Here is a 25,261-nt window from a genome sequence, read left to right as displayed (position 1 = left end):
GGAAAAGACAACGAAACTTCCGAGGGGAAGCATCGAAGGTGCGGAGGGCCGTGGGTTGTGACAAACCCATTTCACACCTAAAATACCGGACTCGAACGCATTTTCCTGACGGACATTTCGCTGCATGGTTCTTTGTCAGGCATTTTCCCTATCTTCACTACGCCCGTTACAAGCGATAGGTGCGGTAGAGAAAATGACCAATGCTCAATTCCCAATGACCAGTGAAAGGCCATCTATTCAAACCCAATGGGTCATTGGGTTTTGGACATTGGTCATTATTTCCCGGATTTACCATGGCCGACGCGCCCCGAAAAATTGCGGTACTCGGCTCCACGGGGAGCATTGGGACCAATGCGCTCCGCGTAATTGCGGCTAGTGGTGGTGCTCTGGAGGTGGCCGCGATATCTGCTCACTCGCAATTGGACCTGCTGGTGGCTCAAGCCACGGAATTCGCGCCACGTTGGGTCGTTGCCACCGATTCCAAGGCGGCAGAAAAATTTGATTGGTCAAAACTGCCGAAAGGGACCGAACTGTTGATTGGTTGCGACGAGCTCAATCGGGTCGTCGCCCAGCCGGAGATCGACATGGTGCTAGCAGCCATCGTGGGCCGTGCAGGACTAGAGAGCACCTGGGCCGCTTTGGAAAACAAGAAGACCGTGGCTCTGGCAAATAAAGAATCCCTGGTTATGGCCGGTTCCTTGGTGATGCAGCTTGCTCGGAAGCAAGGAGCCCAGATCTTGCCTGTCGACAGCGAACACAGCGCGATTTTTCAAGCGCTCCAGGCAGGTCAGCCCACGGAAGTCGAGCGAATCGTACTGACGGCTAGCGGGGGTCCCTTCCGCCAGCTCAACCAGAACCAGCTCAAGCAAGTCACCGTAGCAGAGGCATTGGAGCATCCTGTTTGGGACATGGGGCCGAAAATCACGGTCGATTCGGCCACGATGATGAACAAGGCGTTAGAGATAATCGAGGCCCGCTGGTTGTTTGATGTGCCCAGCGAGCGGATCGATGTGTCGATTCATCCGCAGTCGGTGGTACATTCATTGGTCGAATTCGTCGATGGTTCGGTGATTGCTCAGATGAGCCCCCCCGATATGCGGCTCCCCATCCAGCACGCTTTGTACTATCCTCAGCGGGTTGCCGGCGTGGCTGAGCGTGTGGACTGGGGAACGAGTTTCTCACTGGAATTTTCCCCGCCAGACCCCGAGCGTTATCCTGCCTTGGAACTGGGGCACCAATGTGCCCGCGAGGGGGGGACCACGGGAACTGTGTTGAATGCAGCCAATGAAGCTGCGGTTGGGGCTTTCCTGGCCGGTGAGCTACACTTTACCGAAATCGTCCCGGCTTGCCGGAGCGTATTACAATCACACAATTTTGATTCCGATCCCACGCTCGAGTCGCTCGTCGAACTCGACCGGTGGGCTCGCGAGGAGGTTTCGCATTGGGTATTTGCTTGATTGCCGTCGCAACTCAGTTGGAATGGATCATCGTGATTCTCCAGGTCGCTATTGGCCTGGGGACAGTGATCTTCGTCCACGAACTGGGGCACTTTGCCGTTGCTAAGATGTGCGGCGTGAAATGCGAAAAGTTCTTCATCGGGTTTGATATCGGGGGCTACAAGCTTAGCCACAAATGGGGCGAGACCGAGTATGGCATTGGAATTCTTCCCCTGGGGGGCTACGTGAAGATGCTCGGCCAGGACGACAATCCGGCCAACATTGCCGAGCAGGTGCGCGAGTCCCAGGTTGGCGAAGGGAGCAATATCCAGACGAAAGAGATCGTCGGCCCCGATGGCACGAAGTATGAAGTCGATAGTCGCAGCTATCTTGCCAAGAGTGTGCCACAAAGAATGGCGATCATTTCAGCCGGTGTGATCATGAACGTGATCTTTGCCTTCATCTTCGCCGTAATCGCGTACGGAATCGGCGTGCCTTACATCCCTTGCATCGTGGGTCAGACCTCTCCAGGTTCGGCAGCCTATCAGGCGGGGATCCGTACCGGAGATGAAATCACGCGCATCGGAAGTGTCGAGAATCCTTCCTTCAATGAACTTAAGAGTGGTGTGACCCTTGGCGATTTGGAAAAGGGAATTCCCTTCACGGTGAAACGGGCCGCCACGGGCGAGGAAGAAGATATCACGCTCAAGCCGCGACAGGACGCGGGTCTGCCGAAGGTTGGCATTATCTCACCGTTTTCGTTGCGGCTGAACGAAGAGAAACCAGTCGCCACTGATTCTCCGGCCGCAGAGGCTTCTCCAAAATTTGAAGGGAACGACGAAATCGTTGCCATCAATGGAGAGCCAATATCGGAATACTACCAGTTAGTTGCCGCCTTGGTAGAGCACTCGTCGGAGCCTTTAGAGGTAACGGTTCAGCGGGGGGGGAAGGAGTCCAAACGGGATCCCTTCGGACCACGTAAAGGTGGTTCGGAAGAGACGATTACAGTAGAGCCATTGCCTACGCGGACCTTGGGTCTGGTGATGGAGCCGGGCAAGATCGTGGCCGTCGAGAAAGGATCGGAAGCCTCTGAGAAGATAGCCCCCGGCGACTTTATCGACCGTATCAGCCATGCCCCTGGTGCAGCCGCAGCGGAAGTTGTGGAGGGAGAACGCCTGTTCGGCGATCCAATGATGCTACCCGAGCAGCTTCGCAAGTTGGCCCCGGATGGGCGCACGATTGAGCTTACAGTGCGTCACTCGGCAGCTTCGAGCGATGGCAAGCAAACCACCGAACCAGTTGAATTGCGACTTCGCAAAGTCACATGGACGGAACCTTCCTGGCTAGAAAACGATCCACTGAGTGTGCCGGCCCTAGGAATTGCTTATCGGGTACTGAACCGGGTGGATCACGTGATTCCCGAGAGCCCCGCTGCCGCCGCTGGGATGCAAAGCGGCGACGTGGTCACCAAAGCAGAGATCACTCTGCCCGTCGGCGAAAAGACAGAAACTCGCACCATCAAGTTCAACGAAAAGGGTGGCCACAACTGGCCCATGTTCACGCAGTTGTTGCAGAACTTATCCACCGACGATGAGGTGATGCTCACCTACCAACGCGGCACAGAAACTCTGACGGCCACACTGAAGCCGCAAATCGTCCCCGATAGCTTTGAGCCTGAACGGGGTTTCATCGTCGACCCGATTCAGAAGATGCGCCGCGCGAGTTCGTTCAGCGAGCAAGTTGAGTTGGGTTATCGCGAGACGGTCAATTCGTTGGGAATGGTCTACCGCTTCCTACGGAAGCTGGGAACCCAAGTGCCACTCACATCATTGGGCGGGCCGATTACGATCGCTCAAGCGGCCGGCTACTCAGCATTCGAAGGTGTAGGCAAGCTGCTAGTATTTCTCACCATGCTCAGCGCCAACCTTGCGGTAATCAATTTCTTGCCGATTCCGCTGCTCGATGGCGGACACATGGTGTTCCTCGCCTGGGAAGGCCTCCGCGGCAGACCGGCCAGTGAGCGTTTCGTTGTCGCGCTTCACACGGTTGGGTTCGTGTTCATCATCTCGCTGATGCTGTTTGTGATCTCGCTTGATCTGGGGTTGATTGATCGGAATCTGTAGGCACAAAGCCGCGACCGTTGGTCGCGAAGAGTATTTCCCGACCTTAGAAACCGGAGTACAATGAAGTGTGAAGGTTTGCAGACCTGCTTAGCCTTACCAACTTTGACAAATCACGGCACTCAATGGATAAATAGAAGAATGCAAATCGAACTACCACCTGACGCCGATGCCCTTGTCTACACAAATGCCGAAGCCGCAGGATTCGGTAAAGATATTGCTGCGTACGTCGGCCATCTGATTGTTACCGACAAGCCAACAGAAAATGCTTTCGGCCCTTCCAGTGCGGAAGAACTTGCCACTAGCGAAGCAATGATCCGCCGCGGTGAAGAAGAACTTGCCGCAGGGAAATATCGAGATATGAAGGAGGCCCTTCTTGAGCTTGGTACGAAGCGGGGCTATTCCATTCAGGGATGAATTACCGTGTCATCATTACAGATTGAGCATTCGCGGACGTAGAAAAGTTTCTCGATTACCTCGAATTCAACCAAGGCAAACCCCTCACGGCAGAGCGATGGTTGCGAAAGGCACTTGCTGCTGTGGATACACTCCGCACGATGCCACACCGTTGTCCGAAGCCTCCTGAAGACGATTTGCGTGAATACACAATCCGAGCATTGATTGTGGATAGCCATTTGTTTCTGTATCGAGTTGATGATGATCGTCATTTTGTAGAAGTCTTCGGTTTCCGGCACGGAGCGCAGATGCCTCAGGCACATAATTTACCGGAGTGAAACTGCCTCGTCTTGTCATCCTAGCGATCAGGATTCGACGAACCAGAAGCCGAGAATTGCTACGAATGTACCGGTTGGGACAGGTGCTTGGCTATTGAGCATTCCTTTTCAGATAATTTTCAACCCTACTAGATGCCGATTGACTCCAGAACGGGCTAGATTTGCAGAGGTACTCAACTTCACATCCCATCCAGACACACGGAGAAGTTCCGATGAATTATGGCAAAGCAGCATTCTTTGGTATGATCGCGGGGCTTGCTGGGGCCGCATTATGGGCAGCAATTGCCTACTACGCCAACTACGAGATTGGTTGGTTGGCATGGGGGATTGGACTAGCCGTCGGTTGGGCAACCGTCAAGGGTGCCAGTGCAGGGAGTCCCTATGTCGGCCTGCTCGCTGTAGTGATTACTGTGTTCTCGCTTTTGTTGGGTAAAGTTGCGATGGTAGAAATGGTCGTGAACAACGACTTCGGTGATCCGGAAACAGTGATTGTAGAATCAATCGCCGGGCTTAATGATGAGATGCTCACTTCTTATCTCGCTGATGAATTGGTTACAAATCGAGAAGAGGCAGGTGAAGCGATTGTCTGGCCCGAGGGCGTTGATCCCACTCAGGCATCGACCCAAGCTGAGTATCCTGCTGATATTTGGGCGGGCGCAGCCGAAGCGTGGCAGAGCTTCACCGACGAGGAGAAACAGGACTATCGCGTGGCAGTTGAAGAGTACATTCGCGAGAGCTATGCCGCCAATTTTGGAGCCTTTCAGGAGGCTGTTCGCCAAGAAGGCTTTCTGCAAAGCTTCTCTGGGATGGATGTTCTGTTTTTTGGATTGGCCATTTGCACTGCCTTTTCAGTAGGAAAATCTGGCGAAATCCATGAGAAAGAAAGGACGGCTGAGATACCTCCAACGGAGCAAAGCGAGACCGCTTGAGGTTTGTTTCAAAGCCGCATCACCTCTACTGCCGTACCCACCGTCAATTCATAATCTCCGGCCGGGAGCACGATCAGTCCATTCGCGCGGGTGAGCGCTGCCAAGTCGGCAGAGCCGCGCCAGGGGAGGGGGCGTACGCTGAGGCTGGCGTCGAGGGCTTGTTCGAGGTGACAAGGATGGTAGGTGGGGCGACCACCGTGGTGGGTGGTGGATCCTATCAAAGTGCCACGTAGTGCAATCGATTGCTCGAACGGTTCGCCGCTGAGTGCGGCGAGGGCGGGTCTTACGAACAGCACGAATGAGACCAAGGTGCTTACCGGATTGCCGGGTAGGCCAAAGACGAGTGTGCGGTGTGCGGCTTGCTCGCGCACGCCAAACCACAGAGGTTTGCCCGGTTTCATCCGGACCTTGTGAAAAACCTCCTTCACGCCCAGTTCAGTGAGAATGCCAGGGACCAGGTCCATTACTCCTGCTGAGACTCCCCCTGTGACGAGCAGCACGTCCGCCTCCAATCCCTTTTCGATGGCCGCTTTGAGTTCGCTGGGGTCGTCGCGAGCGATGCCTAGTTCGATGGCGGTAGCTCCGACCTCGGCGAGTGCTGCTACGAGCATGGGGCTGTTGCTGTTGCGGATCTGGCCGGGGGCGAGTGATTTGCCACATTCGACCAATTCATTCCCGGTAGCAAGTACTGCAACTCTGGGGCGAGGGATTGCCTGGACCTTGCCGCGACCCACTTCGGCGAGTAAGGCCAGATCGATCGACCGCAATCGTTTGCCTGTCGGCAAGACTTCTTCTCCTTGGTGGAACGAACTGCCTCGGGTGAAGATTCCGTAGCCGGCTTTGGTAGGCTTTTCCGGCAGCTGCACGGTACTGTCGTCGAGGAGCGTGGTATCTTCGATTTTCACGACAGCATCGGCGCCTTTGGGCATGGGGGCTCCGGTCATCACACGAATCGTTGTACCGGGCTGAACGGCATGATGTGGGACACCGCCGGCGATGACTTCCTCGACAATTTTGCGCGTCGGGGAGGAGTCGTGAACTGCAACTGCGTAGCCGTCGAGCATTGATTTGTCGAAAGGTGGCGAATCGATGTCGCTCACGATCCCTTCGGCAAGCTTTAGACTCAGGGACTCTGCCAGAGGTACTCGTTTGGCAGGGAGCGGCAGAGCCGATTGGGCGACGAGATTCAGGGCATCAGTGACGGTGAGCATTATCGTTTCAGTTGACTTTCAAAAAATTGCGTAGAATGTCAGTCCCAGCATGAGTGAGGAAACTCTCGGGGTGGAATTGCAAGCCGAAGAGTGGTTGCGAGCGATGTTGTACCGCCATGATCTCGCGTTCTCCAGCGGGGTCCTCGCTCCAAGCGGTGACGATTAGCTCGTCGGGGACCGTATCGGGCTTGATCACCAGACTGTGATAGCGGGTCGCTTGAAAGGGATTATCCAGTCCTGTGAACAGTGCGCTGCCGTCATGAAAAATCTGATCGACTTTGCCGTGCATCAAGCGTCCTGCACGGACGATCTTGCCTCCGAGCGCCTGGCCAATCGATTGATGTCCGAGGCAAACTCCCAGCAGCGGCAACTTCCCAGCGAGCTTGGTGACACACTCGACCGAGATGCCTGCCTCATTGGGAGTGCAAGGTCCTGGCGAAATGATGACTCGATCCGGCTTGCGAGCGAGGATCTTATCGACCGTGATCTGGTCGTTGCGATCGACGCAGATTTCCAATTGGGGATCGATCTCTCCCAATCGCTGGACAAGGTTGTAAGTAAAGGAATCGTAATTATCGATTATCTGAATCATGGACAATATTCAGTCGGAAGGAGAAGAAATGGGCCGCGGATAACGCTGATATAGCGGATTTTCGCGGATAGAGATGGACTGATGCTTCTATCAGATCTGCGCTAATCAGCTTAATCCGCGTTTATCTGTGTTCTCTTTCTTGTGAATCTGGTTGAGGTATTGCCTATTTGGCAACGGGACACCGAAACAGTTATTCTAGTTCAAGGAGCTCTCCGACGGCAGGGGAGCGTTTTTCGGCAATCTCGGAAGCGAAGCACAATGAAATGGCTGTACATAGCAATCGGAGGTGCCGTCGGCTCGCTGTTGCGATATGCCGTCGAGGGAGGAATTCAGCGAATGGCGCCTGGAAGTTTCCCTTGGGGCACGATGAGTGTGAATGTTCTAGGGTGCTTTGCCATCGGATTGTTGGCGGGATTCTTTGCGGGGCCCCAACTGGTGCGCGAAGAAGTGCGCATTGGGCTCACGGTTGGTTTGCTGGGTGGATTGACCACTTTTTCTACGTTTGGCTTGGAATCTTTCAACTTAGCCAATGGGGGCGAGTTGCGACTTGCTCTGTTGAATATGTTCGTGAGCTGCGGACTGGGCTTCTCGGCAGTGTGGCTTGGGTATCGTATGGCAGAACGATGGTATGGAGTGTAAAAAATGAAGATTCCCGAGGAAGGTTATCTATTGCGGGTGTTCATTGGTGAGAGCGACCAATGGCAATCCACGCCGCTCTATGAAGCGATCGTTCTTAAGGCGAGAGAACTGCAAATGGCCGGCGCAACCGTGCTGCGCGGTCCGATGGGGTTTGGTGCTCAAAGTCGAGTGCATACCTCCAAGATTCTGAGGCTCTCGACCGACTTGCCGATTATTGTGGAGATTGTCGATTCGAAAGATAAGATCGATCAATTGATGCCGCACATCGACGCCATGGTTCAGGAAGGAATGGTGACTTTGGAGGAAGTAAAAGTGGTGAAGTATCGGGCGAGTGATGGAAAAGCTGGTGAAGTGGGTTCTTGCTAGGAAGTTTCGGAGGCCATCACACGGCAAATTGCTCGCCTACACCTCGAATTGCTAATCCGATATACTGACAAACTAGTTTTCGCTCCCCTTTCAGCACACCGGTACTAACCACCTCATGCCCAAGTATGTGATTCGCCATGGAGTGATGCGTCATCTGGGGGTGTTTTCCACTCGCGGCGGGGACAACTTTTCTCGCGGTGCGCAAGTGATCGCCCGTACCAGTCGTGGTTTGGAGGTGGGGGAAGTCTTGTGCGAAGCCAACGAATTGGCATTGGCAAATCTGACCGATCCCAAAAACGGACAGATTTTGCGCGAGACGACTGCCGATGATGCGGGGGAACTTCGCCGCCTGCTTGAGCAGCAACAGCACGAACACGACACCTGTCAGCAGCATATCGAAAGACTCCAACTCGACATGCGTCTTGTCGACGTGGAAAGAATTTATGGTGGTGAGCGCGTGGTGGTATATTACCTCGCTGAAGACCGAGTCGATTTTCGTCAGCTAGTCAAAGAATTAGCACATGAGTTTCAGACTCGCATCGAGATGAAGCAGATTGGAGTTCGCGACGAAGCAAAATTATTGGCCGACTATGGTGACTGCGGCAAGCCGGTATGCTGCAACACCCACCTGTCCGAAATGCCTCCCGTTTCGATGCGGATGGCCAAATTACAGAAAGCGACCCTGGATCCGAGCAAGATCTCTGGTCGATGCGGACGGCTCAAATGTTGTCTCCGTTACGAGTACGAAACGTATCAGGAGTTGCAGAAAGAACTTCCTCCGGTAGGGTCTGAAATCGTCACCAACGAAGGTCGGGGGCGCGTTTTAGCCCAGGAAATCCTGGTAGGAAGGATTCTCGTCGAAATGGAGGACATGCGCCATTTGGCTCTGGATGGCTCGGCAGTCCTGACCGTGCTGAAAAAGCCTGGCAAGCGGAAACAAGGGTCGAAAGCCACTACAAATGGGCACTCTGGCGAAAATTCCTCTCGTTCCGATGAGAACCCGCAGCCAGATGCTGACGAAAGTTCGTCTGCGGAGTAAGATGTAGAGAAGGCGAATTCATTTCTTTACAGTTCATCCGTCGCCATTTTTCATTTGAGAATTGACATCACCATGAACATGCTGGACCCCGATCACCCACTGGCAGAACTGCTAGCACACGATAAGCGTTACAAGCTCGAAGCGTATATCTTTGTTTTCGAAGCATTGCGACATGCGCAAGAAAAGCTTGGGATGGGAACAGAGCACTATCCCGAGGATGCGGTCGAAGAAGAGGAACCTGAAAAGCATGTCACGGGACAAGAGCTTTGCGAAGCGATGCGCATCTATGCTCAGGAACAATTCGGCTACCTGGCCAAGTGTGTTCTGAATAGTTGGGGGATCAAATCAACAGGCGACTTTGGTGAAATTGTGTTCAATCTCATCAAGATCGAACAGATGCGTAAGACACCTTACGATCAGCGTGAGGATTTCGACGATGTCTTTGACTTTGATGAAGGATTTCAGCACAGCTTTCAGTTTTCGCTTCCTGAAACAGGTGAGGAGCGCAGCTGCTGATGGGGGTCAGAAAGCAGCGCGCTAACAGCACCAGCGTGGAAGCGAATCCTCCCACATTGACCCCCAACCCCCCCCGTGGAAGCCGTTGGCAACTCATACTTTCTGGTTTTCTCTTACTAATCTGGTTGTTTTTTCTCGCCTGGATGGCTTTTGCCAGTTGAAATCTTGGCCGTCAACACGTTGAATGGACGGGACAGATTGCATACGAATGAAACGATTCTTGATGAGTGGAGACTGGTAGCAAGATGAATGTGGTTCCGATCGGCGACAATTTGGTGGTCAAGCGTCTCAATGCGGAAGAGACGACGGCGGGAGGAATTGTTCTGCCTGACGCCGCGCGAGAGAAACCCCAGCAAGGTCGCGTGTTGAGCGTTGGGGATGGGCGGATGCTGCCCAATGGAAAGCGTTCGGCTCCAGAAATGAAAGAAGGAGATCGGGTTGTATTTGGCAACTATGCCGGCAATGAAGTAGCCATCGATGGCGAATCTTTGCTCTTTCTACGTACGAGCGACGTCCTGGCGATTCTCCGCTAGTTTCCCTGGCGATTCTAGTGACATGGGTGTCGGATTCTCCGACAGACACTTTGTCACAGCTACTTTCTTGTGGGTACGGTGAAGGTCAGGGATTTCACTTCGGACCGTCATTGCGGTACGATTTGAATTAGCAGTTTCATTTTTCTACTGCCTTCCAGAAATCAAAGTGGAGTCTCCCATGCAGACCAGAAATCTGCCCTCAAAGTTGTTGTTTCTTCTTTCACTTGCCATCGTGATGGCCTGTAGTCAGACGCTTTCGATTCAGGCGACGCAAGCAGCAGCCACGGATGAAGCGACTCAGATATCAGAATTGGTCGATTCGGCTGTCGGTTTTCTTACTCAAGCGCAGGCCGATGACGGTTCCTTTAGCAAAGACTCTGGCACAGGAGTAACCTCCTTGGTGGCAACAGCCCTATTGCGAAATGGGTACACACCGGAGCAACCCGTGGTGGCGAAATCTCTGGAATATCTATTCCAGTTTGTGCAACCTGACGGGGGAATCTACGAACCCGGTAGCACACATCGCAATTACGAAACGTGCCTGGCGGTCGTCGCATTTCATGAAGCGAACACAGACGGTAAGTACGACGACTTAATCGCCAAGGCGGAGTCCTTCATCAAAGGTGAACAGTGGGATCAGGGCGAGGGAATCGAACCGGACGAATTGAGTTACGGTGGATCCGGCTACGGATCGCATTCTCGGCCCGATCTTTCCAATACTTCGTTCTTGATCGACACATTGCATACCTTGGGCCGCGGCGATGACGACCCTGCAATCCAGCGAGCACTAATTTTTGTTTCGCGGTGCCAGAACTTGGAAACGCAATACAACCAGACCAAATACGCCAGCTTGAATCCCGATGGAGGATTTTATTACACGATTGCCGCAGGGGGCTCGAGCCAGGCTGGGGAAACCGAGGATGGCGGGCTGCGCAGCTATGGTTCGATGACCTACGCGGGCCTAAAGAGCATGATCTTTGCAGGAGTCAAAGCCGACGACCCACGGGTGCAAGCCGCGAACGAGTGGATCCAAAAGAATTATACGCTCGATAACAATCCCGGCATGGGGGAGAGTGGGCTCTTTTACTACTATCACACGTTCGCCAAATCGCTGGATGCCGTTGGCAATCCAGAGTTTGTCGACGAATCTGGCAAATCACACGATTGGCGAGAAGAGCTGGTTGCGGAATTCGCCAGTCGCCAGCAACCCGATGGCAGTTGGAAGAACTCTAACGAGCGTTGGTTGGAAGGGGACCCCAATCTCGTGACAGGGTATGTGTTGCTGGCGCTTTCTTATTGTCAGTAGAAACACACGTATTTTTCCTAGCCGGCGGCCACTTGCCTCCGGACTCCGTCCCGGAGGCAGGTGTGCCTCCGGCTAAGGGATCCCGTGTCGAATTGCTAATACTTTGCTAGCAATCCAGGGGCACTGCTCTTTGCCTCATCTCAGTCTTTTGCTACATCTTCGCCCCGCGCGGATCCTGCGTCCGCAATTATTTTGCTCACGCCTGCTATTAATTCGGGGTTCTCCCATGGAAACGAATTCTGACGTTGTTGTTCGCCGATCGCTTGTCGGCCGCCTGTGGAAACCGGCTACTGCCGTCGTTATGGCGACATTGAGTGGCGGGGGTGCCTATTGGCACTGGTCCCCTTCGTCGACTGCCGACACAGATCGGACAGTTGCGCGGAGTGCTCCTACTGCCACTGACGAGCTGAAGAACTTGTTCGCGGAGGAGAAATCGGAGCCGGCGCTCAGCGAACAAGCTCAGCAATTGTTCGGTTCAGCGGACACACCTGTCGATACCGTTGCAGAAGAAGCGGAGACTACGAGCAATTTCCAAGTAGCCAGTGCCCCAGCAGACACTTACGGTGACCGCTATTCAAATTACACGACCGCGATGACTTTGCCTCCTTTGGAGGCTGAGCCGGAAGACGAGCTGGAAGAAGTGACTCGAGGTCAGGGGCCAGATGCGAATCCCTTGCGGATGGCGAGCCAAGAAGTTGAAGTGCATCCTGTCTCCGTGCAGTCCGATGCACGTGCTGCCTTTGCTGACGCGGTACCACAATCGCCACAAACTTCAGGCGTCCCAATTCAGAACGCTGCAAACCCGCTTGCGACGGCTCTTGATCAAGCCCAACCTTTGTCCCCAATTCCTGCTGCGGCTCCAAGCACGCCTGTGAGTACACCTCCTCAAACTGACAATCAATCGCTGGGAAATAATCCATTTGCCTCGGCGCCTGTTCAAGCGGCACCACCGCAGACGAATGCAACCGCTCCCACTGGTCGCTATGCGTCGGCTCAACCGATGCCAAGCTTGCCCCCAGCCGTAGACATGCGTTCGTCTGACGCGGGAGCGACTTCTCGCGAACCAACTCCTGCATTCGAGTTGGAGGAATCGGAGTTCAATTCTTCAGCCTCGCAGCCAACAATCGCCCCCGCAGACGCCACCTCTGGCTTCACTCCAACACCGGGACTCACGTCCCAAGTAGGAACCGGTCGTCCCGGTGAGAAAATTCTTGAGGGAACTCAGAGTCCATCGATTACAATTCACAAGCTTGCTCCACCGGAAATCCAAGTGGGCAAGCGTTGCACGTTCGCTATTCGCGTGCAGAACACGGGGCAGCGCACGGCACAGAATGTGCAGATTCACGACGAGATTCCCCTGGGAACTCAGCTAGTCGGCACAGCGCCGCGGGCTGCGGTCTCGGGATCGAAAGTCGTGTGGGACTTGGGAACCTTATCAGTCGGTGAACAGCGTACCGTCGAGATGGAATTGATTCCCGCCGAGGAAGGTGAGCTGGGGAGTGTCGCCACTGTGACCCTGGCGGCCCAGGCCTCGGCGAAGGCCCGTTGCACGAAACCTGAGTTGGCATTGCGACTCTCCTCACAGCCTCAGGTTCACGTCGGTGAGAAGCATCTTGTACAAATCGAAGTCAGCAATCCTGGCAGCGGTGAGGCGAGTAGTGTGATGTTGCTTGAAACGGTTCCCGCGGGAGTAAGCCACGAAGCTGGACCTGCTCTGGAATTCGAGCTAGGAAATCTGGCTCCTGGCCAGACGCAGCGATTGGAATTGGTGCTGACTGCTGAGCAGGCAGGGCGGATTACCAACACCATGACGGCACGTGCCGATGCAGGGCTGTTGGTTGAAGCGAGCTGTGATTTTGAGGTGATCGCCCCTGAGTTGCGTCTCACGGTTGATGGTCCGGAACGGCGTTTTCTAGAGCGACCTGCTACTTATCAAGTGAGCATCGAGAATCCCGGCACCGCTCCTGCAAAAGAGGTGCAATTGGTTGCCCACCTAACAAAGGGTATGCAGTTTGTTAGTGCAAACAATCTGGGTGAGTATGATGCGGCACAGCACAGCGTGTTCTGGAGTTTGGCAGAATTGCCGGCTAACGAGCGTGGCATGGTCGAGTTGGTGGCGCTCCCTGTCGAGCCCGGCCAGCACACGTTGCAGGTTAGCACCAAGGCTCGCGATGGTTTGACCGATCAAACTGTCAAGGAAGTGACCGTAGAAGGAATCGCAGCACTCATGTTCGAGGTGATCGATCGCGATGATCCAATCGAAGTGGGTGGCGAAGCAAACTATGAGATTCGTGTGACAAACCAAGGTTCCAAAGCGGCCGCCAATGTGCAGGTGGTGGCGGTCATGCCTGCTGGTCTCCGCGCACTCTCCGGAAATGGCGATACGCAAACGACAGTGCAAGGGGATCGCGTGGTGTTTGCTCCGATTCCGCAGCTGGGTCCCAAGGCAGAAGCCACATTCCGTATTCAAGCTCAAGGCGTACAAGCCGGCGATCAACGCCTGAGCGTGCAAGTCACGACTGACGAGATTCGTGATCCGATCACGAAGGAAGAAAGCACGCGGGTGTATTCGGATCATTGAGCTGTTGAATTGAGAAACACGTAACGCCCAGGGATTGGAATCCCTGGGCGTTACGCTTTCATGAAGGTCTCACTCTACACCCGCTCAAACACCGTTGCGATGCCTTGGCCGATGCCGATGCACATGGTGGCGAGACCGAGGGTGGCATCGCGGTCAATCATGTTGTGGATAAGTGTCGTGGCGATGCGTGCTCCGCTTGCTCCCAAGGGATGACCGATGGCGATGGCGCCGCCACGGACGTTTACCTTGGCTTCGTCGAGTTCAAGCATCTGGTTGCAAGCGATCGATTGGGCGGCAAAGGCTTCGTTGAGTTCCACGAGTTCGATGTCGGCGAGCGAGACGCCGGCACGTTTCAGGGCTTTCTTGGTTGCGGGGACTGGGCCGGTACCCATCACGGCGGGATCGACACCGGCCACGGCAGTTGAGCGAACACGCACCAGGGGCTTGAGTCCGAGTGTCTTGGCTTTTTCCTCGCTCATCATCATAAGGGCCGCCGCGCCGTCGTTGAGTGGAGAACTATTGCCTGCCGTCACCGTGCCAATGACAGGCATGAAAGCCGGCTTCAAGGCGGCCAAGACTTCAAGGCTCGTGTCAGAGCGGATGCATTGGTCGACAGTAATCAAAGTGCGGTTGCCGTCTTCGTCGAGACCCCAGACGGGAATAATCTCGTTGTCGAACTCACCGGCCTCGGTGGCAGCGGCTGCCTTTTGATGACTTGCCAGAGCAAACTCGTCTTGAGCCTCGCGGCTGATGGAGCGCGATTGGGCCAAGAACTCAGCCGTGTAGCCCATGCTGAGCGCTCCTTTGCTGGTGGCTTGGAACAACTTGGGATTGAAGTCCACGCCGGCATCCATGGGGATGTGTTGCATGTGTTCGAGTCCGCCGACAATTTGCACATCTTCACCACCAGCGATGATCGAATGAGCAGCCTGGTTGATTGCTTGCAGACTGCTTCCGCAAAGCCGGTTAATGGTGGCCCCAGCCGTGCTGCTCGGCAGCCCGGCGATGAGTGCCACGATCCGGCCGATATTGAATCCCTGTTCGCGTTGCTGTTGGGTATTGCCGAGGATGAGGTCTTCGATTTCAGCGGGGTCGATCTCGGTTCGCTGCACCAAGGCCCGGACGACGGCGACAGCTAGATCGTCGGACCGCACATTGCGAAAGACACCCTTTTCCGCTTGAGAACGGCCTATGGCGGTACGACAGCAATCAACGATAACGGGAGATTTCATAGAGATTTTTTGCCTCGTGGGGAACTCTCTAAGGATACGCGTTTTGGCAGGCAACTGGCAACGCCCTGGGATTGCAATCCCAGGGCATTCTATGCGGTGGAACTGGGAGTGCAGTCCGTTATACTAGCGAGACTGCCTTGGGGCCGGTGTCCTGAGGCGGGAGAATACCATGGGAGTTGATACGATGCTCAGGATTACTGTCTTTTTTGTATTTGCCGCTACTTGGTTTGGTCTCGACGCACAGGCGCGAGTTTGGACGGACTCGACAGGAAATTATTCCCTAGAAGGTGATTTGGTCGCGTTCGACGGAGCGGATCTGGTTCTTCAGAAAGCGGATAATACGCTTGTCGGTGTCGATCTAGAGCAACTTTCTGAGAAAGATCAAGAATACGTCAAGTCGAAGGAAGCGAAGGACACTCTGGACCAAAAGGGCAAAGGTGAGCATGCATGGGAAATGCGGAATGGCCTCAAAGTAATCGGCAAGGTGGTCGACTATATGCGTCGTGATGTCACCTTTCGCATGTTCCGTGGAACTATCTATGTGAACGATCAGAAATTTGAGAATCTACCTGAGGTCTATCAAAAGATTACTCCCTTGGTGGCGGCCCACTTCACCGAGCGAAACATCACGGACAGGGCAGGGCTGTTTGATTGGCTCAGGCGACGTAGAGGAGAGCCCGAAACATTCACTACTGAAGGGGTGCTGCTGGAACTGCCCAACGGCAATCACTATGCGGTGCCATTCTTTCTGTTCAGCGACAAGGCATTGCTTGCGCTGAAGCCAGGTTGGGATCGCTGGGCCGCTTCTGCCCAGGAGTACGAAGATCAACAGGAGTCAGCTCTCTACCTGCAGTCCCAGGCTCAGGCTTTTCAGGAGGATGCCCAGCGGACAGCTGAGTTTCAGAAGCTCCAACTCCAGTTGCAGGGATACACAGCTGGGTTGTTTAGTTTGTGGGAAGTCGTGTTGTATCCCAATCCAGGGACCCCTGGGACGGCGCTCTCGGTGGTCGTCCCTGGACGCGATAGTCGCCAGGCATCCATTACAGCGATGGAACGGAACCCCGGTTACTCGGTAGGCCCCGTCGCTAGAGTGAACCGTCAGTTTTGAGTCATAGATTTTTTTGAGAAGCTTATGAAACCTATTCGTCGTCTGTTGGCTGCCAATCGTAGCGAGATTGCCATTCGCGTGTTTCGCAGTGCCCATGAACTGGGTATCCGAACCGTGGCGATGTATTCGCACGAAGATCGCTATGCACTGCATCGTTTTAAAGCAGATGAAGCTTATCTGATCGGTGAAGAAGGCAAACCCCTGCAGGCCTATTTGAACATTCCGGGCGTCATCGAATTGGCAAAGGAACATGCCATTGATGCGATCCATCCAGGCTACGGGTTTCTTTCCGAGAATCCCGAGTTCGCCCAGGCATGTGCTGATGCGGGCATTACTTTCGTTGGGCCGCGCGTGGATTTGCTGGAGAATCTGGGCGACAAGCTCGAAGCTCGCAAATTGGCAACCAAGGTGGGTGTCCCGGTGCTGGGAGGGAGCGCTGAGGCAATTGTTGAGGTGGCCGATGGTTTGGCGACGGCCGAGAAGCTAGGGTTCCCCATTATTCTCAAGGCGGCCCATGGAGGCGGTGGTAGAGGAATGCGTGTGGTGACCGATCCCAAAGAGTTTGAGAGTTCCTTTGAGGCCGCCCGCCGCGAGAGCCTCACCGCTTTTGGCAGTCCCGAGATTTTTGTTGAAAAATATATCCAGCGAGCTCGTCACATCGAAGTGCAACTCCTGGGAGATCGCCACGGCAATCTGGTTCATCTTTTTGAGCGAGATTGCTCTGTTCAGCGCCGGCATCAAAAAGTCGTGGAAATAGCTCCCGCGCCAAATCTGCCAACCAAAGTTCGCAACGCAATTTGTGAAGCGGCACTGGAAATTGGAAGGGCGGTGAAGTACGACAATGCGGGGACAGTAGAATTTCTGGTCGATGCCGACACGCATGAACTCTACTTCATCGAAGTCAACCCACGGATCCAAGTTGAGCATACCGTCACCGAAGAGGTGACCGGCATTGACGTCGTGCGGTCGCAGATTCTTATTGCTCAGGGGGAAAAGCTCACTTCCGAGGCGGTCGGACTCGCTTCGCAGGAGGACATCAAAACGACCGGTTTTGCCGTGCAATGCCGTGTGACGACCGAAAATCCCTCGAACCGATTTATGCCCGATTACGGTCGGCTTACGCATTATCGATCTGCGGGTGGAATGGGGATTCGCCTCGATGCGGGCACGGCATTCTCTGGTGCTGTGGTCTATCCCTTTTATGATTCGTTGTTGGTGAAGGTGACCGCCTGGGGCCGGAACTTTGAAGACGCCACACGCCGTTCGGAGCGTTGTCTGCAAGAGTTTCGTGTACGGGGCGTGAAGACGAACATCCCGTTCTTGATTCGACTGGTGACCGATCCCGTGTTCCTGGCAGGCGAATGCACGACACGATTTATCGACGATACTCCTGAGTTGTTCGACTTTGTCCCACGACGTGATCGCGCTACGCGCCTGTTGCAGTACATTTCCGAAGTGATCGTCAACGGTAGCCCCATCGTGGGTGACAAGCTGCCCTCTCTGCGGCGAACCCCGGTAGTTGTACCTGATCTGGATGAATGTCCGCTTCCGAAGGGTACTCGCGATCGGCTCAAGGAACTTGGCGTCGAAGGGTTTGCCCGCTGGGTGAAAGAGCAAAAGCCGCTGTTGTGGACGGACACCACAATGCGCGATGCTCATCAGTCACTATTGGCTACGCGGTTCCGCACTTTTGATCTTTGCCAAATCGCCGATGCCTATGCACGGCTTTTGCCAGAGTTGTTTTCCATCGAGATGTGGGGCGGCGCGACATTTGATACTTCAATGCGGTTCTTGAAGGAATCCCCTTGGAAAAGGCTCGAATTACTGCGTGAGAAAATTCCGAACATTCTGTTTCAGATGTTGCTACGGGCATCGAGTGCGATGGGCTACGCGAACTACCCGGACAATCTGGTCGAGTTATGTGTTCGTGAGGCAGCGGATGCGGGGATAGACGTGTTCCGTATCTTCGACGCACTCAATTGGACTCCCAACATGCGCGTGGCCATGGAAGCGGTGCAGAAAACTGACGCGATCTGCGAGGCGGCCATATGCTACTCGGGAGATATCCTGGATCCGGCGCGATCAAAGTACGACCTCAAGTATTACGTAATGCTGGCCAAAGAGCTGGAGCAAATGGGAGCCCACATTCTGGCCATCAAGGACATGGCCGGCTTATGCAAGCCCCACGCTGCAGAGATGTTGGTCAAGGCGCTGCGAGACGAGGTGGACTTGCCGATTCATTTCCACACACACGACACGGGGGGCGTCCAGGCTTCGGCGATACTCAATGCGGCCGAGATGGGACTCGACATTGCCGATGGAGCACTGGCAGCGATGTCGGGCGGGACTTCGCAGCCGAATCTCAACACGATGGTCGAGGGACTACGGTTCACACCCCGGGCATCGACGCTTAGCTCCGAAGCTTTAGATAGGATTTCCGATTACTGGCGCGAGGCGAGAGAATTCTACTCAGCGTTTGAAAGCCCAACTCTGGCCGCCGGAGCTGACCTCTATCAGCACGAAATGCCAGGTGGGCAATACACGAATCTGTTTCAGCAGGCCCACGCGCTAGGCCTCTCTTCGCAATGGGCCAAAGTCTGCAAAGTTTACGCCGACGTGAATCAACTTTTTGGTGACATTGTGAAGGTAACGCCTACTTCGAAGGCGGTGGGTGACATGGCGCTGTTCTTGGTGGCCCACGACATGAGTTGTGCGGAACTTATGGAGAGCGATCGCGAGCTGGCATTTCCCCGCTCGGTACTCGACTTGCTCAGTGGTCGCATGGGGCAAGTAGAAGGAGGTTTTCCGACCAAAGTGCGGGACCGAATTCTGCGAGACGAGAAACCGTTGGAAGGTCGTCCCGGCGAGAGCTTGCCCCCCGCAGATCTCAATGACGCGAAAGAAAAAGTCGCCAAGATGATCGACCGCGAGCCGACGCAGCAGGAGATCGTTGCCTATCTGATGTATCCGCAAGTCTTTGAGCAATACGCTGCCCACTGGGAACAATACTCTGACACCAGCCTGCTTCCGACCCCTGTGTTCCTGCACGGCATGGACGCAGGAGAAGAAATCTCCGTTGTGATCGAACCCGGCAAGACGCTCATCATCAAGTTTCTTACTGTCGGCGATCCTCACGCCGACGGCACCCGCAGCGTGTTCTTCGAACTCAACGGCCATCCCCGCGATGTGACGGTGCATGATCGTTCTCTGGAGAATACCGGAGAGTCGACCCCCAAGGCAGACCCCAACAACGCTAAACAAATCGGATCGGCAATGCCAGGAATGGTAGTGTTGGTCGCAGTTGAACCCGGCGATGCAATCACTCAAGGCCAAAAGCTGATGACGCTCGAAGCAATGAAAATGGAAACCACCATAGCCGCCGAAAGCGAAGGCAAAGTCGCCCAGGTGCATGTCGGCACTGGCAGCCAGGTAGAGGCAGGGGATTTGTTGATTACGTTGGAGTAGGGGGAACAGGATCAAGATGAAGCCATCAGTCTATGTCGAAACAACGATCCCCAGCTATCTCGCCGCCAGACAGAGCCCTCAAATCGTGATGGCTGCGCGACAACAGATCACGCATGAATGGTGGAACGATCATCGAACCAACTATAATCTGTTCATATCACAAGTGGTTATAGATGAGTCTGCCGATGGCGATCCAGAAGCTGCTGCAAAGCGAATGAATCTTCTTAGAGGGATCGACATTCTCGAACCGCCAACCGATGCCGATGAAATAGTGTCTGCGTTAATGCAGCGAGTGCCTTTACCGTCGAATGCTGCAAATGACGCCCTACATATAGCAATTTCTGTTGGAAACGGCATCGACTACCTGCTAACCTGGAATTGTCGTCATATTGCCAATGCGACGCTGCAGGCAAGAATGGAGATGGTTTGCGATTTGTTTGGCTTCGAGATGCCAACAATCTGTACTCCCGAACAACTGATCGAGATTTGACCATGTACACCGATCCCGTCCTCGACGAAATACGAGAATATCGAGACAATGTCGCCGCAAACTTCAATTACGATGTGAAGGCAATGATTGAGGATCTTCGTCGGCGGCAAAAGGAATCTGGCAAGCCGATGGTGTCTCGCAAACCGAAGTGCGTTCCTGCTGCGACGGATACTGACCCGAACTCAATTGCAAAGACTCTTCCGTAAACGAAGCAATGACGAGTTTCTCGCGCATAAATGCCGGGGCTACTACCGGCTGCGCCGGGGAATTCCGATGAATCGGGATAGTACTGATTGTTAACGGCTATTTGGCAGGCTCTCGCTCGCTGAAGAAATTCACTTCAACTACAATCTTGGAGTTGCCAAGTTGCTTGTCGCACTCTTACGAATCTAGCCGGTGTAGACTTTGACAGGAAAATAATTGAAATGGGTCGATACAGAATGAATTTGGAATGCTTGTTGGTACCGAGCCTGTTTATGCTGCTCTTGGTTCCGGTTCGTACGGCGGAATCAGAGGAGGTCATCCAATGGATCGATTTGATAGATACCAAGGGCCCCACGGGGATTGTCCAGCTCGGAAAGAATGCAGTCTTATGCGGCGATGTGACGTTGGAGCTGAATTCGAAATCACTAGAGGCTCAGCCCGGCGAGGGTGTGGTCGCGGCGCTTTCGAAATCCAAGTTTGGAGAAGCAAACAACTTGCTTAGCAGGCAAGAGTTCGGTGATTGCGAAGTCCAGCTAGAGTTTCTTATCGGCAAAGGGAGCAACTCTGGCGTGAAGCTGCAACAGCGCTATGAGATTCAGCTTTACGATAGCCACCATAAGGACAAGCCTTCGGCCAGGGAGTGTGGTGGAATTTATCCTCACTGGTTGTTTCAAGGCGAAGGCAAGCCGTTGAAATACATTGATGAAGGTGTGCCCCCACTGGTGAACGCTGCGAAGCCTGCTGGTAAGTGGCAAACCTTGGAGGTGGTATTCCGGGCGCCTCGTTTCGCTAGCGACGGGACGAAAGTCGATAATGCAAAGTTTTTATCTGTAAAACTCAACGGTCAGATAATACATCAGGAAGTAGAGGTAGCCTCACCGACTGGCAATGCCTCAACTCCACTGCCCGAGGTGGCCGAAGCAGCGCTCATGCTTCAAATGGATCACGGGGCTGTGGCGTTTCGCAATGTACGCGTCAAACGGTTGGAGTTGTAGACGAGGGTATTCGCTGTTTCGACTATCATCTAGCCTTTCTTGGCCGTCGGAGGGAGCCTGCGGTTTCCGGAACGACAACTATCGGCTTCCGCCGACGGCTATGAAGCTATTGTATATCTGCCTCGCTGCGAATCGTCTCTTCAATTACAATGAAAGGACGACGAGTTCCTTACCTCTCTCAATCTCCAGTAGCCGATGCAGCGTTCGCGAATTGGTCCTTTTGTGTTGGAAGAATGCCTCGATCCCCGAGGCTCGGCTAATGTTCTGCGCGGATTGCACGTTGAGCGCAAGACTGCGATGGCGGTGAAGCTGTTGCCACCGAGTCTGGTGAACCAGGCGATGGGTGGGAATCTGTTTGCTGCCGACGTCAAGCGTTTGCAGAAGCTTGTGCATCCAAGCATCGTGCGCTATCTGGGCGGAACGATCGAGGACGGGCAGCCTTATCTGGCTCTCGAACTGGTCCCTGGGGAATCGCTGCGCGATTTGATGGATCGGCGGGGGAAGATTCCTTGGGAGCTTGCGGTAGAGATCACCGACGGCATTTGTGAGGCACTGCGGCATGCTCATCAACATGGGTTCGTGCATCAGAGGCTCACCCCGAGTCGCGTGTTGCTTCCTGAAGGGGGCGGGGTCAAATTGGCGGGGTTTGATTGTGCTTGGGGCGATCGGGATGAGGTGTTGGGGTTGCGATCTTCGATGGAGGTGGCACCCTATCTGGCACCCGAAGTGTTTCGCGGTAAGCAATCGGCGACGCTCCCTCCGTGCGATCTGTTTAGTTTAGGGGTGATTCTGTATGAATGTCTGGCGGGAGAATTACCCTGGTCAGCAAATACTCCATCGGAGTTGATCCAGGCACGGCGCGCAGGTCCAGCGCCGCGAATTGCCCCCAAGGTACTCGACTGCCCTGTATGGCTGGATGTGTTGGTGGCTAAATTGCTCGAACCTAAACGTGCTGACCGACTTTCGTCTGCAGAAGAAGCCCATCGGGCGATAGTTAGTGCGATGCAGAAAGTCGCTGCGGGGGTGGGCGCTACACAGCAGGCACTCGCTGGCAAGTCAGGGGTATTGCGAGTTGGGGGAGATCAGAAAGAACTGCGAAAGTTGTCGAAAGGATTCCGTCGCAAGCATCGCGATACGAGCCCTTTCTACGAGCGCGCCTGGTTTCTGGGAGTTTGTTTGTTGCTGTTGGTTGCGGGGGCGGCTTGGACGCTGCGGCCAGCGGATGAGGATGCCTTGTTTGAAGGGGCAAAACCTTACATGGATTCCGAGAGCCCCGTTGATTGGAAACGGGCCGAAGAACAATACATCAAACCACTCTTGGCTCAGTATCCCGACACAAAGTACGCCGATGAGATTCAGGAGTTTGAAGATCGCTACCTAGTGTATCGGGCGCAGACTCGCGCAAAGAACAACGACCGACTGGGTCGGCCTGCGGAAAGTGAAGCGGAGCGGCTCTATACCGAGGCTTGGGACTTTGAGAAGCGGGGAGACCGCATTACTGCCTGGCAGAGATACGAAGCACTGGCCACGATGTTCAATAAGAGCGACGATGAGTACGACCGGGCCTTTGCTGGCTTGGCACGTCAGCGGATTTCGAATCTGAGATCCGACCCGCAGGACGGAAAGAGCCAAGCGGATTTCGTGCGCGATCAATTGGCTCAGTCCAAGTCCCTGATCCAGGAAGGGGATTTGTACAAAGCTCGGCGCATCTTGGACGGGATAGTCTCATCCTACAAGGACAACAGAGAATTGCAGCCCTTGGTGGATCAGGCCAGGGTGCAGATTCAGAATCTAACCAAGGATTAGATTTGGCGAGCCGGATGTGTAAGCTTCCGGCGTTTGCGGTATCACGGGGGATCGCACTCCCCTTCGGGATCACGGCAAAACCTCAGGGTTTGCCCAGGTGGTGTGAACTGTCGAAAAGGCTGAAAAAGTGGGGGTTAGAGTCGGTTGTTGGGGCGTTGTCTGAGTGGAGAAGTCGAGTTATAATCGCGAGTTCGCTATTTTCCCAATTAACCCAAATCAACACCCATTCCCAACCCTCAGTTCGTCTTCGGGGCACCAGCCTATGCGTTTTTGGCTACTGGATCGGATCAGTTCGTATGAGCCCGATACCGAATTGACGGCTGTGAAAAATGTGACGCTCTCGGAAGAGTATCTCGCGGATCATTTTCCTGAATTTCCCGTGTTGCCGGGCGTCTTCATGCTTGAAGCGGCCACGCAAGCGTGTGTTTGGTTGATCAGGTTGAGCGAGGACTATGCTCACAGCATTATCGTGTTGCACGAAGCGAGCGCCGTTAAGTATGCCGACTTTGTTGCTCCGGGTCACACGCTCACCATCCGCGTCGAGCAAACAAAAAAGGACGAGCGGTTTGTGAACTTCAAGTTCAAGGGTGAAGTGGCCGGCAAAGCCTCGGTGAGTGGTCGACTCGTCCTGGAAAGATTCAATCTTGCGGATGCAGATCCTGAACAGGCCGACCTTGATGCGAGGATGATCGAGTATCAACGGGGAACCGAAAAGCTACTGACCCGAAGTCTGAATTCAGAAGTCGTTCCGACGTAAAGAGAGTTGTCAGTCGTCAGTGGCCAGTTGAAGCGGACCACTGACCACTGACAACATATACCAACCATTTTATCGGAGGTTATTTTTAAGCCATGCCAAGCAATGAAGAGATTTTTGAAAAAGTACAAGAAGCGTTAGTTGATGCCTTGGGAGTCGATGATGATGAAGTCACTCCCCAAGCAACGCTTCAGGGTGATCTGGATGCGGAGTCGATTGACTTTCTGGATATCGTGTTTCGCCTGGAAAAGGCCTTCGATATTAAGATCGAGCGGGGCGAATTATTCCCGGAAGATATCTTGACCAATTCTGAGTACGTGCAGGATGGCAAGGTCAACGCCGAGGGAATTGCCAAGCTGAAAGAGCGGATGCCGTTTGCCGATCTCTCCAAGTTCGAGTCGAATCCCATCGTACAGAACTTGGCTCAAGAGCTAACCGTTCAGGACATGTGCAACTTCGTGGCGCATAAGTTGGCGAGTTAAATTCCGAATGACGAAGCAAGAATAATTAGACATTCGAGCTTTGTCATTCTTTCGTCATTGTTCATGGGACATTCGTCATTCATCGGAGCGGTTCTGACGTTACTCTAAGGTACAAGCAACATGCGTTGGTTTTGGATTGATCGATTCACCGAGTTCGTATGCGACTCCCACGCGACGGCCGTCAAAGGGGTGTCGTTAGCGGAGCCTCATATGCATGAGCACATTGTCGGCTATCCGATCATGCCGAACTCGCTCGTGACAGAGGGAATCGCCCAAGCCGGCGGCCTTCTGGTGAGTGAACATTATGGCTTCTCGGAACTGGTTGTACTCGCCAAACTGTCAAAAGTTAGTTTCCACTCGTATGTGCGAAATGGCGAAACCCTCACCTATCGCGTGACGGTCGATGCATTGCGGCGCGACGGAGCGGTAGTCTCAGCAACCGGGCATGTCGGAGACCGCTTGCACGCCGAGGCCCAATTGTTTTTCGCTCGACTGGATGAGTCCAACGATGTAACCGGAGGGGCACCGCTGTTCCGTCCGCGAGACTTACGGCACTGGCTGCAGCTGGTCGGCGTGTTTGAAGTTGGAGTGCGGCAAGACGGCACGCGTATCCGAGAGTCAGAGTATCCGTTGGTGGAAACGTCGCCGGTGGTGTAGCCGCCTTTCGCTCCGCGAAAGTAGCGATACTTTGGCAATCAGTGCCGAGAGAATTGTTTTCTAGGA

At 54.2% G+C, this 25,261-nt stretch carries 23 protein-coding genes and 1 pseudogene; 21 read left to right on the top strand and 3 right to left on the bottom strand.

Translation table 11 applies throughout. From position 1 onward, the window contains the following. Nucleotides 1–293: 293 nt before the first annotated feature. From dxr to Pr1d_RS25170, 5 genes and pseudogenes are all read left to right on the top strand, one after another. Nucleotides 294–1,457 (top strand): 1-deoxy-D-xylulose-5-phosphate reductoisomerase, encoded by a 1,164-nt coding sequence (dxr, locus tag Pr1d_RS25190; protein ID WP_148076113.1) that lies wholly within the window; start codon nt 294–296, stop codon nt 1,455–1,457. After that, nucleotides 1,442–3,559, top strand: coding sequence for a M50 family metallopeptidase (locus Pr1d_RS25185; RefSeq protein ID WP_168205480.1), 2,118 nt, complete (start codon nt 1,442–1,444; stop codon nt 3,557–3,559). The genes dxr and Pr1d_RS25185 overlap by 16 nt, the downstream gene beginning before the upstream one ends. A gap of 138 nt (nt 3,560–3,697) precedes the next feature. Beyond that, nucleotides 3,698–3,973 carry a hypothetical protein gene (locus tag Pr1d_RS25180; protein ID WP_148076111.1) on the top strand — a complete coding sequence of 92 codons (276 nt, stop codon included), beginning with the start codon at nt 3,698–3,700 and terminating at the stop codon, nt 3,971–3,973. A 41-nt stretch (nt 3,974–4,014) separates the two neighbouring features. Next, a pseudogene (locus Pr1d_RS25175) lies at nt 4,015–4,290 on the top strand (type II toxin-antitoxin system RelE/ParE family toxin); the annotation flags it as partial. 212 nt (nt 4,291–4,502) lie between these two features. Then, complete coding sequence (locus Pr1d_RS25170; RefSeq protein ID WP_148076109.1) at nt 4,503–5,219, top strand: hypothetical protein; 717 nt, start codon at nt 4,503–4,505, stop codon at nt 5,217–5,219. An 8-nt stretch (nt 5,220–5,227) separates the two neighbouring features. Here the strand turns inward: Pr1d_RS25170 and Pr1d_RS25165 are convergent, their stop codons facing one another. Together Pr1d_RS25165 and Pr1d_RS25160 are read right to left on the bottom strand one after the other, a co-directional pair. After that, on the bottom strand, nt 5,228–6,430 hold the full coding sequence (locus Pr1d_RS25165; RefSeq protein ID WP_148076108.1) for a molybdopterin molybdotransferase MoeA: 1,203 nt from the start codon (nt 6,428–6,430) through the stop codon (nt 5,228–5,230). A gap of 7 nt (nt 6,431–6,437) precedes the next feature. Beyond that, entirely contained in the window at nt 6,438–7,022 is a 585-nt protein-coding gene (locus Pr1d_RS25160; RefSeq protein WP_148076107.1) for an anthranilate synthase component II, read from the bottom strand. Between the two features lie 258 nt (nt 7,023–7,280). On the opposite strand from Pr1d_RS25160, the gene crcB reads away from it, so the two are divergent. The 7 genes from crcB to Pr1d_RS25125 all read left to right on the top strand — a co-directional run bounded on the left by crcB (nt 7,281) and on the right by Pr1d_RS25125 (nt 14,002). After that, nucleotides 7,281–7,661, top strand: a complete 381-nt coding sequence (gene crcB / locus Pr1d_RS25155; RefSeq protein WP_148076106.1) for a fluoride efflux transporter CrcB — start codon at nt 7,281–7,283, stop codon at nt 7,659–7,661. A 3-nt stretch (nt 7,662–7,664) separates the two neighbouring features. After that, entirely contained in the window at nt 7,665–8,027 is a 363-nt protein-coding gene (locus Pr1d_RS25150) for a DUF190 domain-containing protein (RefSeq protein WP_148076105.1), read from the top strand. Between the two features lie 115 nt (nt 8,028–8,142). Beyond that, a complete protein-coding gene (locus Pr1d_RS25145) occupies nt 8,143–9,066 on the top strand; it encodes a PSP1 domain-containing protein (RefSeq protein ID WP_148076104.1) in 924 nt (307 codons plus the stop codon). A gap of 72 nt (nt 9,067–9,138) precedes the next feature. Next, the gene (locus tag Pr1d_RS25140) at nt 9,139–9,582 is read left to right on the top strand and encodes a Minf_1886 family protein (protein ID WP_238476592.1); all 444 of its coding nucleotides are present in this window, start codon (nt 9,139–9,141) and stop codon (nt 9,580–9,582) included. Nucleotides 9,583–9,827: 245 nt separating this feature from the next. Further along, nucleotides 9,828–10,115, top strand: a complete 288-nt coding sequence (locus tag Pr1d_RS25135; protein ID WP_148076103.1) for a co-chaperone GroES — start codon at nt 9,828–9,830, stop codon at nt 10,113–10,115. A 178-nt stretch (nt 10,116–10,293) separates the two neighbouring features. Next, nucleotides 10,294–11,421 (top strand): prenyltransferase/squalene oxidase repeat-containing protein, encoded by a 1,128-nt coding sequence (locus Pr1d_RS25130; protein WP_148076102.1) that lies wholly within the window; start codon nt 10,294–10,296, stop codon nt 11,419–11,421. A gap of 226 nt (nt 11,422–11,647) precedes the next feature. Then, complete coding sequence (locus Pr1d_RS25125; RefSeq protein WP_148076101.1) at nt 11,648–14,002, top strand: DUF11 domain-containing protein; 2,355 nt, start codon at nt 11,648–11,650, stop codon at nt 14,000–14,002. Between the two features lie 74 nt (nt 14,003–14,076). On the opposite strand, the gene fadA is transcribed toward Pr1d_RS25125, so the two are convergent. Then, entirely contained in the window at nt 14,077–15,234 is a 1,158-nt protein-coding gene (gene fadA / locus Pr1d_RS25120; protein WP_148076100.1) for an acetyl-CoA C-acyltransferase FadA, read from the bottom strand. A gap of 169 nt (nt 15,235–15,403) precedes the next feature. On the opposite strand from fadA, the gene Pr1d_RS25115 reads away from it, so the two are divergent. From Pr1d_RS25115 to Pr1d_RS25075, 9 genes are all read left to right on the top strand, one after another. Next, nucleotides 15,404–16,342 (top strand): SHD1 domain-containing protein, encoded by a 939-nt coding sequence (locus Pr1d_RS25115; protein WP_148076099.1) that lies wholly within the window; start codon nt 15,404–15,406, stop codon nt 16,340–16,342. 24 nt (nt 16,343–16,366) lie between these two features. Further along, the gene (locus tag Pr1d_RS25110; protein ID WP_148076098.1) at nt 16,367–19,807 is read left to right on the top strand and encodes a pyruvate carboxylase; all 3,441 of its coding nucleotides are present in this window, start codon (nt 16,367–16,369) and stop codon (nt 19,805–19,807) included. A 16-nt stretch (nt 19,808–19,823) separates the two neighbouring features. Beyond that, nucleotides 19,824–20,297: a type II toxin-antitoxin system VapC family toxin gene (locus Pr1d_RS25105; protein WP_148076097.1), complete on the top strand. Its 474-nt coding sequence runs from the start codon at nt 19,824–19,826 to the stop codon at nt 20,295–20,297. A 2-nt stretch (nt 20,298–20,299) separates the two neighbouring features. Beyond that, nucleotides 20,300–20,503, top strand: coding sequence for a hypothetical protein (locus tag Pr1d_RS25100; protein ID WP_148076096.1), 204 nt, complete (start codon nt 20,300–20,302; stop codon nt 20,501–20,503). Nucleotides 20,504–20,722: 219 nt separating this feature from the next. Continuing rightward, nucleotides 20,723–21,496, top strand: a complete 774-nt coding sequence (locus tag Pr1d_RS25095; RefSeq protein ID WP_148076095.1) for a 3-keto-disaccharide hydrolase — start codon at nt 20,723–20,725, stop codon at nt 21,494–21,496. A gap of 195 nt (nt 21,497–21,691) precedes the next feature. Beyond that, the gene (locus Pr1d_RS25090) at nt 21,692–23,302 is read left to right on the top strand and encodes a serine/threonine protein kinase (protein WP_148076094.1); all 1,611 of its coding nucleotides are present in this window, start codon (nt 21,692–21,694) and stop codon (nt 23,300–23,302) included. A 262-nt stretch (nt 23,303–23,564) separates the two neighbouring features. After that, nucleotides 23,565–24,059, top strand: coding sequence for a 3-hydroxyacyl-ACP dehydratase FabZ family protein (locus Pr1d_RS25085; RefSeq protein ID WP_148076093.1), 495 nt, complete (start codon nt 23,565–23,567; stop codon nt 24,057–24,059). 92 nt (nt 24,060–24,151) lie between these two features. Beyond that, nucleotides 24,152–24,538 (top strand): acyl carrier protein, encoded by a 387-nt coding sequence (locus Pr1d_RS25080; protein WP_148076092.1) that lies wholly within the window; start codon nt 24,152–24,154, stop codon nt 24,536–24,538. Nucleotides 24,539–24,658: 120 nt separating this feature from the next. Then, entirely contained in the window at nt 24,659–25,195 is a 537-nt protein-coding gene (locus Pr1d_RS25075) for a hotdog family protein (RefSeq protein WP_148076091.1), read from the top strand. Nucleotides 25,196–25,261: the final 66 nt, after the last annotated feature.

The sequence above is a fragment of the Bythopirellula goksoeyrii genome, from assembly GCF_008065115.1.
GTDB classification, from domain to species: domain Bacteria; phylum Planctomycetota; class Planctomycetia; order Pirellulales; family Lacipirellulaceae; genus Bythopirellula; species Bythopirellula goksoeyrii.
Note: the sequence above shows the minus strand (reverse complement) of the source record. Positions and strands in the feature narration are given on the sequence as shown.

Bases quoted from the DNA above. Each gene is read 5' to 3' on its own strand.
- dxr (WP_148076113.1), top strand. From the start codon at position 294: ATGGCCGACGCGCCCCGAAAAATTGCGGTACTCGGCTCCACGGGGAGC.
- Pr1d_RS25180 (WP_148076111.1), top strand. From the start codon at position 3,698: ATGCAAATCGAACTACCACCTGACGCCGATGCCCTTGTCTACACAAAT.
- Pr1d_RS25170 (WP_148076109.1), top strand. From the start codon at position 4,503: ATGAATTATGGCAAAGCAGCATTCTTTGGTATGATCGCGGGGCTTGCT.
- Pr1d_RS25165 (WP_148076108.1), bottom strand. From the start codon at position 6,430: ATGCTCACCGTCACTGATGCCCTGAATCTCGTCGCCCAATCGGCTCTG.
- Pr1d_RS25160 (WP_148076107.1), bottom strand. From the start codon at position 7,022: ATGATTCAGATAATCGATAATTACGATTCCTTTACTTACAACCTTGTC.
- crcB (WP_148076106.1), top strand. From the start codon at position 7,281: ATGAAATGGCTGTACATAGCAATCGGAGGTGCCGTCGGCTCGCTGTTG.
- Pr1d_RS25150 (WP_148076105.1), top strand. From the start codon at position 7,665: ATGAAGATTCCCGAGGAAGGTTATCTATTGCGGGTGTTCATTGGTGAG.
- Pr1d_RS25145 (WP_148076104.1), top strand. From the start codon at position 8,143: ATGCCCAAGTATGTGATTCGCCATGGAGTGATGCGTCATCTGGGGGTG.
- Pr1d_RS25140 (WP_238476592.1), top strand. From the start codon at position 9,139: ATGAACATGCTGGACCCCGATCACCCACTGGCAGAACTGCTAGCACAC.
- Pr1d_RS25135 (WP_148076103.1), top strand. From the start codon at position 9,828: ATGAATGTGGTTCCGATCGGCGACAATTTGGTGGTCAAGCGTCTCAAT.
- Pr1d_RS25130 (WP_148076102.1), top strand. From the start codon at position 10,294: ATGCAGACCAGAAATCTGCCCTCAAAGTTGTTGTTTCTTCTTTCACTT.
- Pr1d_RS25125 (WP_148076101.1), top strand. From the start codon at position 11,648: ATGGAAACGAATTCTGACGTTGTTGTTCGCCGATCGCTTGTCGGCCGC.
- fadA (WP_148076100.1), bottom strand. From the start codon at position 15,234: ATGAAATCTCCCGTTATCGTTGATTGCTGTCGTACCGCCATAGGCCGT.
- Pr1d_RS25115 (WP_148076099.1), top strand. From the start codon at position 15,404: ATGGGAGTTGATACGATGCTCAGGATTACTGTCTTTTTTGTATTTGCC.
- Pr1d_RS25110 (WP_148076098.1), top strand. From the start codon at position 16,367: ATGAAACCTATTCGTCGTCTGTTGGCTGCCAATCGTAGCGAGATTGCC.
- Pr1d_RS25105 (WP_148076097.1), top strand. From the start codon at position 19,824: ATGAAGCCATCAGTCTATGTCGAAACAACGATCCCCAGCTATCTCGCC.
- Pr1d_RS25100 (WP_148076096.1), top strand. From the start codon at position 20,300: ATGTACACCGATCCCGTCCTCGACGAAATACGAGAATATCGAGACAAT.
- Pr1d_RS25095 (WP_148076095.1), top strand. From the start codon at position 20,723: ATGGGTCGATACAGAATGAATTTGGAATGCTTGTTGGTACCGAGCCTG.
- Pr1d_RS25090 (WP_148076094.1), top strand. From the start codon at position 21,692: ATGCAGCGTTCGCGAATTGGTCCTTTTGTGTTGGAAGAATGCCTCGAT.
- Pr1d_RS25085 (WP_148076093.1), top strand. From the start codon at position 23,565: ATGCGTTTTTGGCTACTGGATCGGATCAGTTCGTATGAGCCCGATACC.
- Pr1d_RS25080 (WP_148076092.1), top strand. From the start codon at position 24,152: ATGCCAAGCAATGAAGAGATTTTTGAAAAAGTACAAGAAGCGTTAGTT.
- Pr1d_RS25075 (WP_148076091.1), top strand. From the start codon at position 24,659: ATGCGTTGGTTTTGGATTGATCGATTCACCGAGTTCGTATGCGACTCC.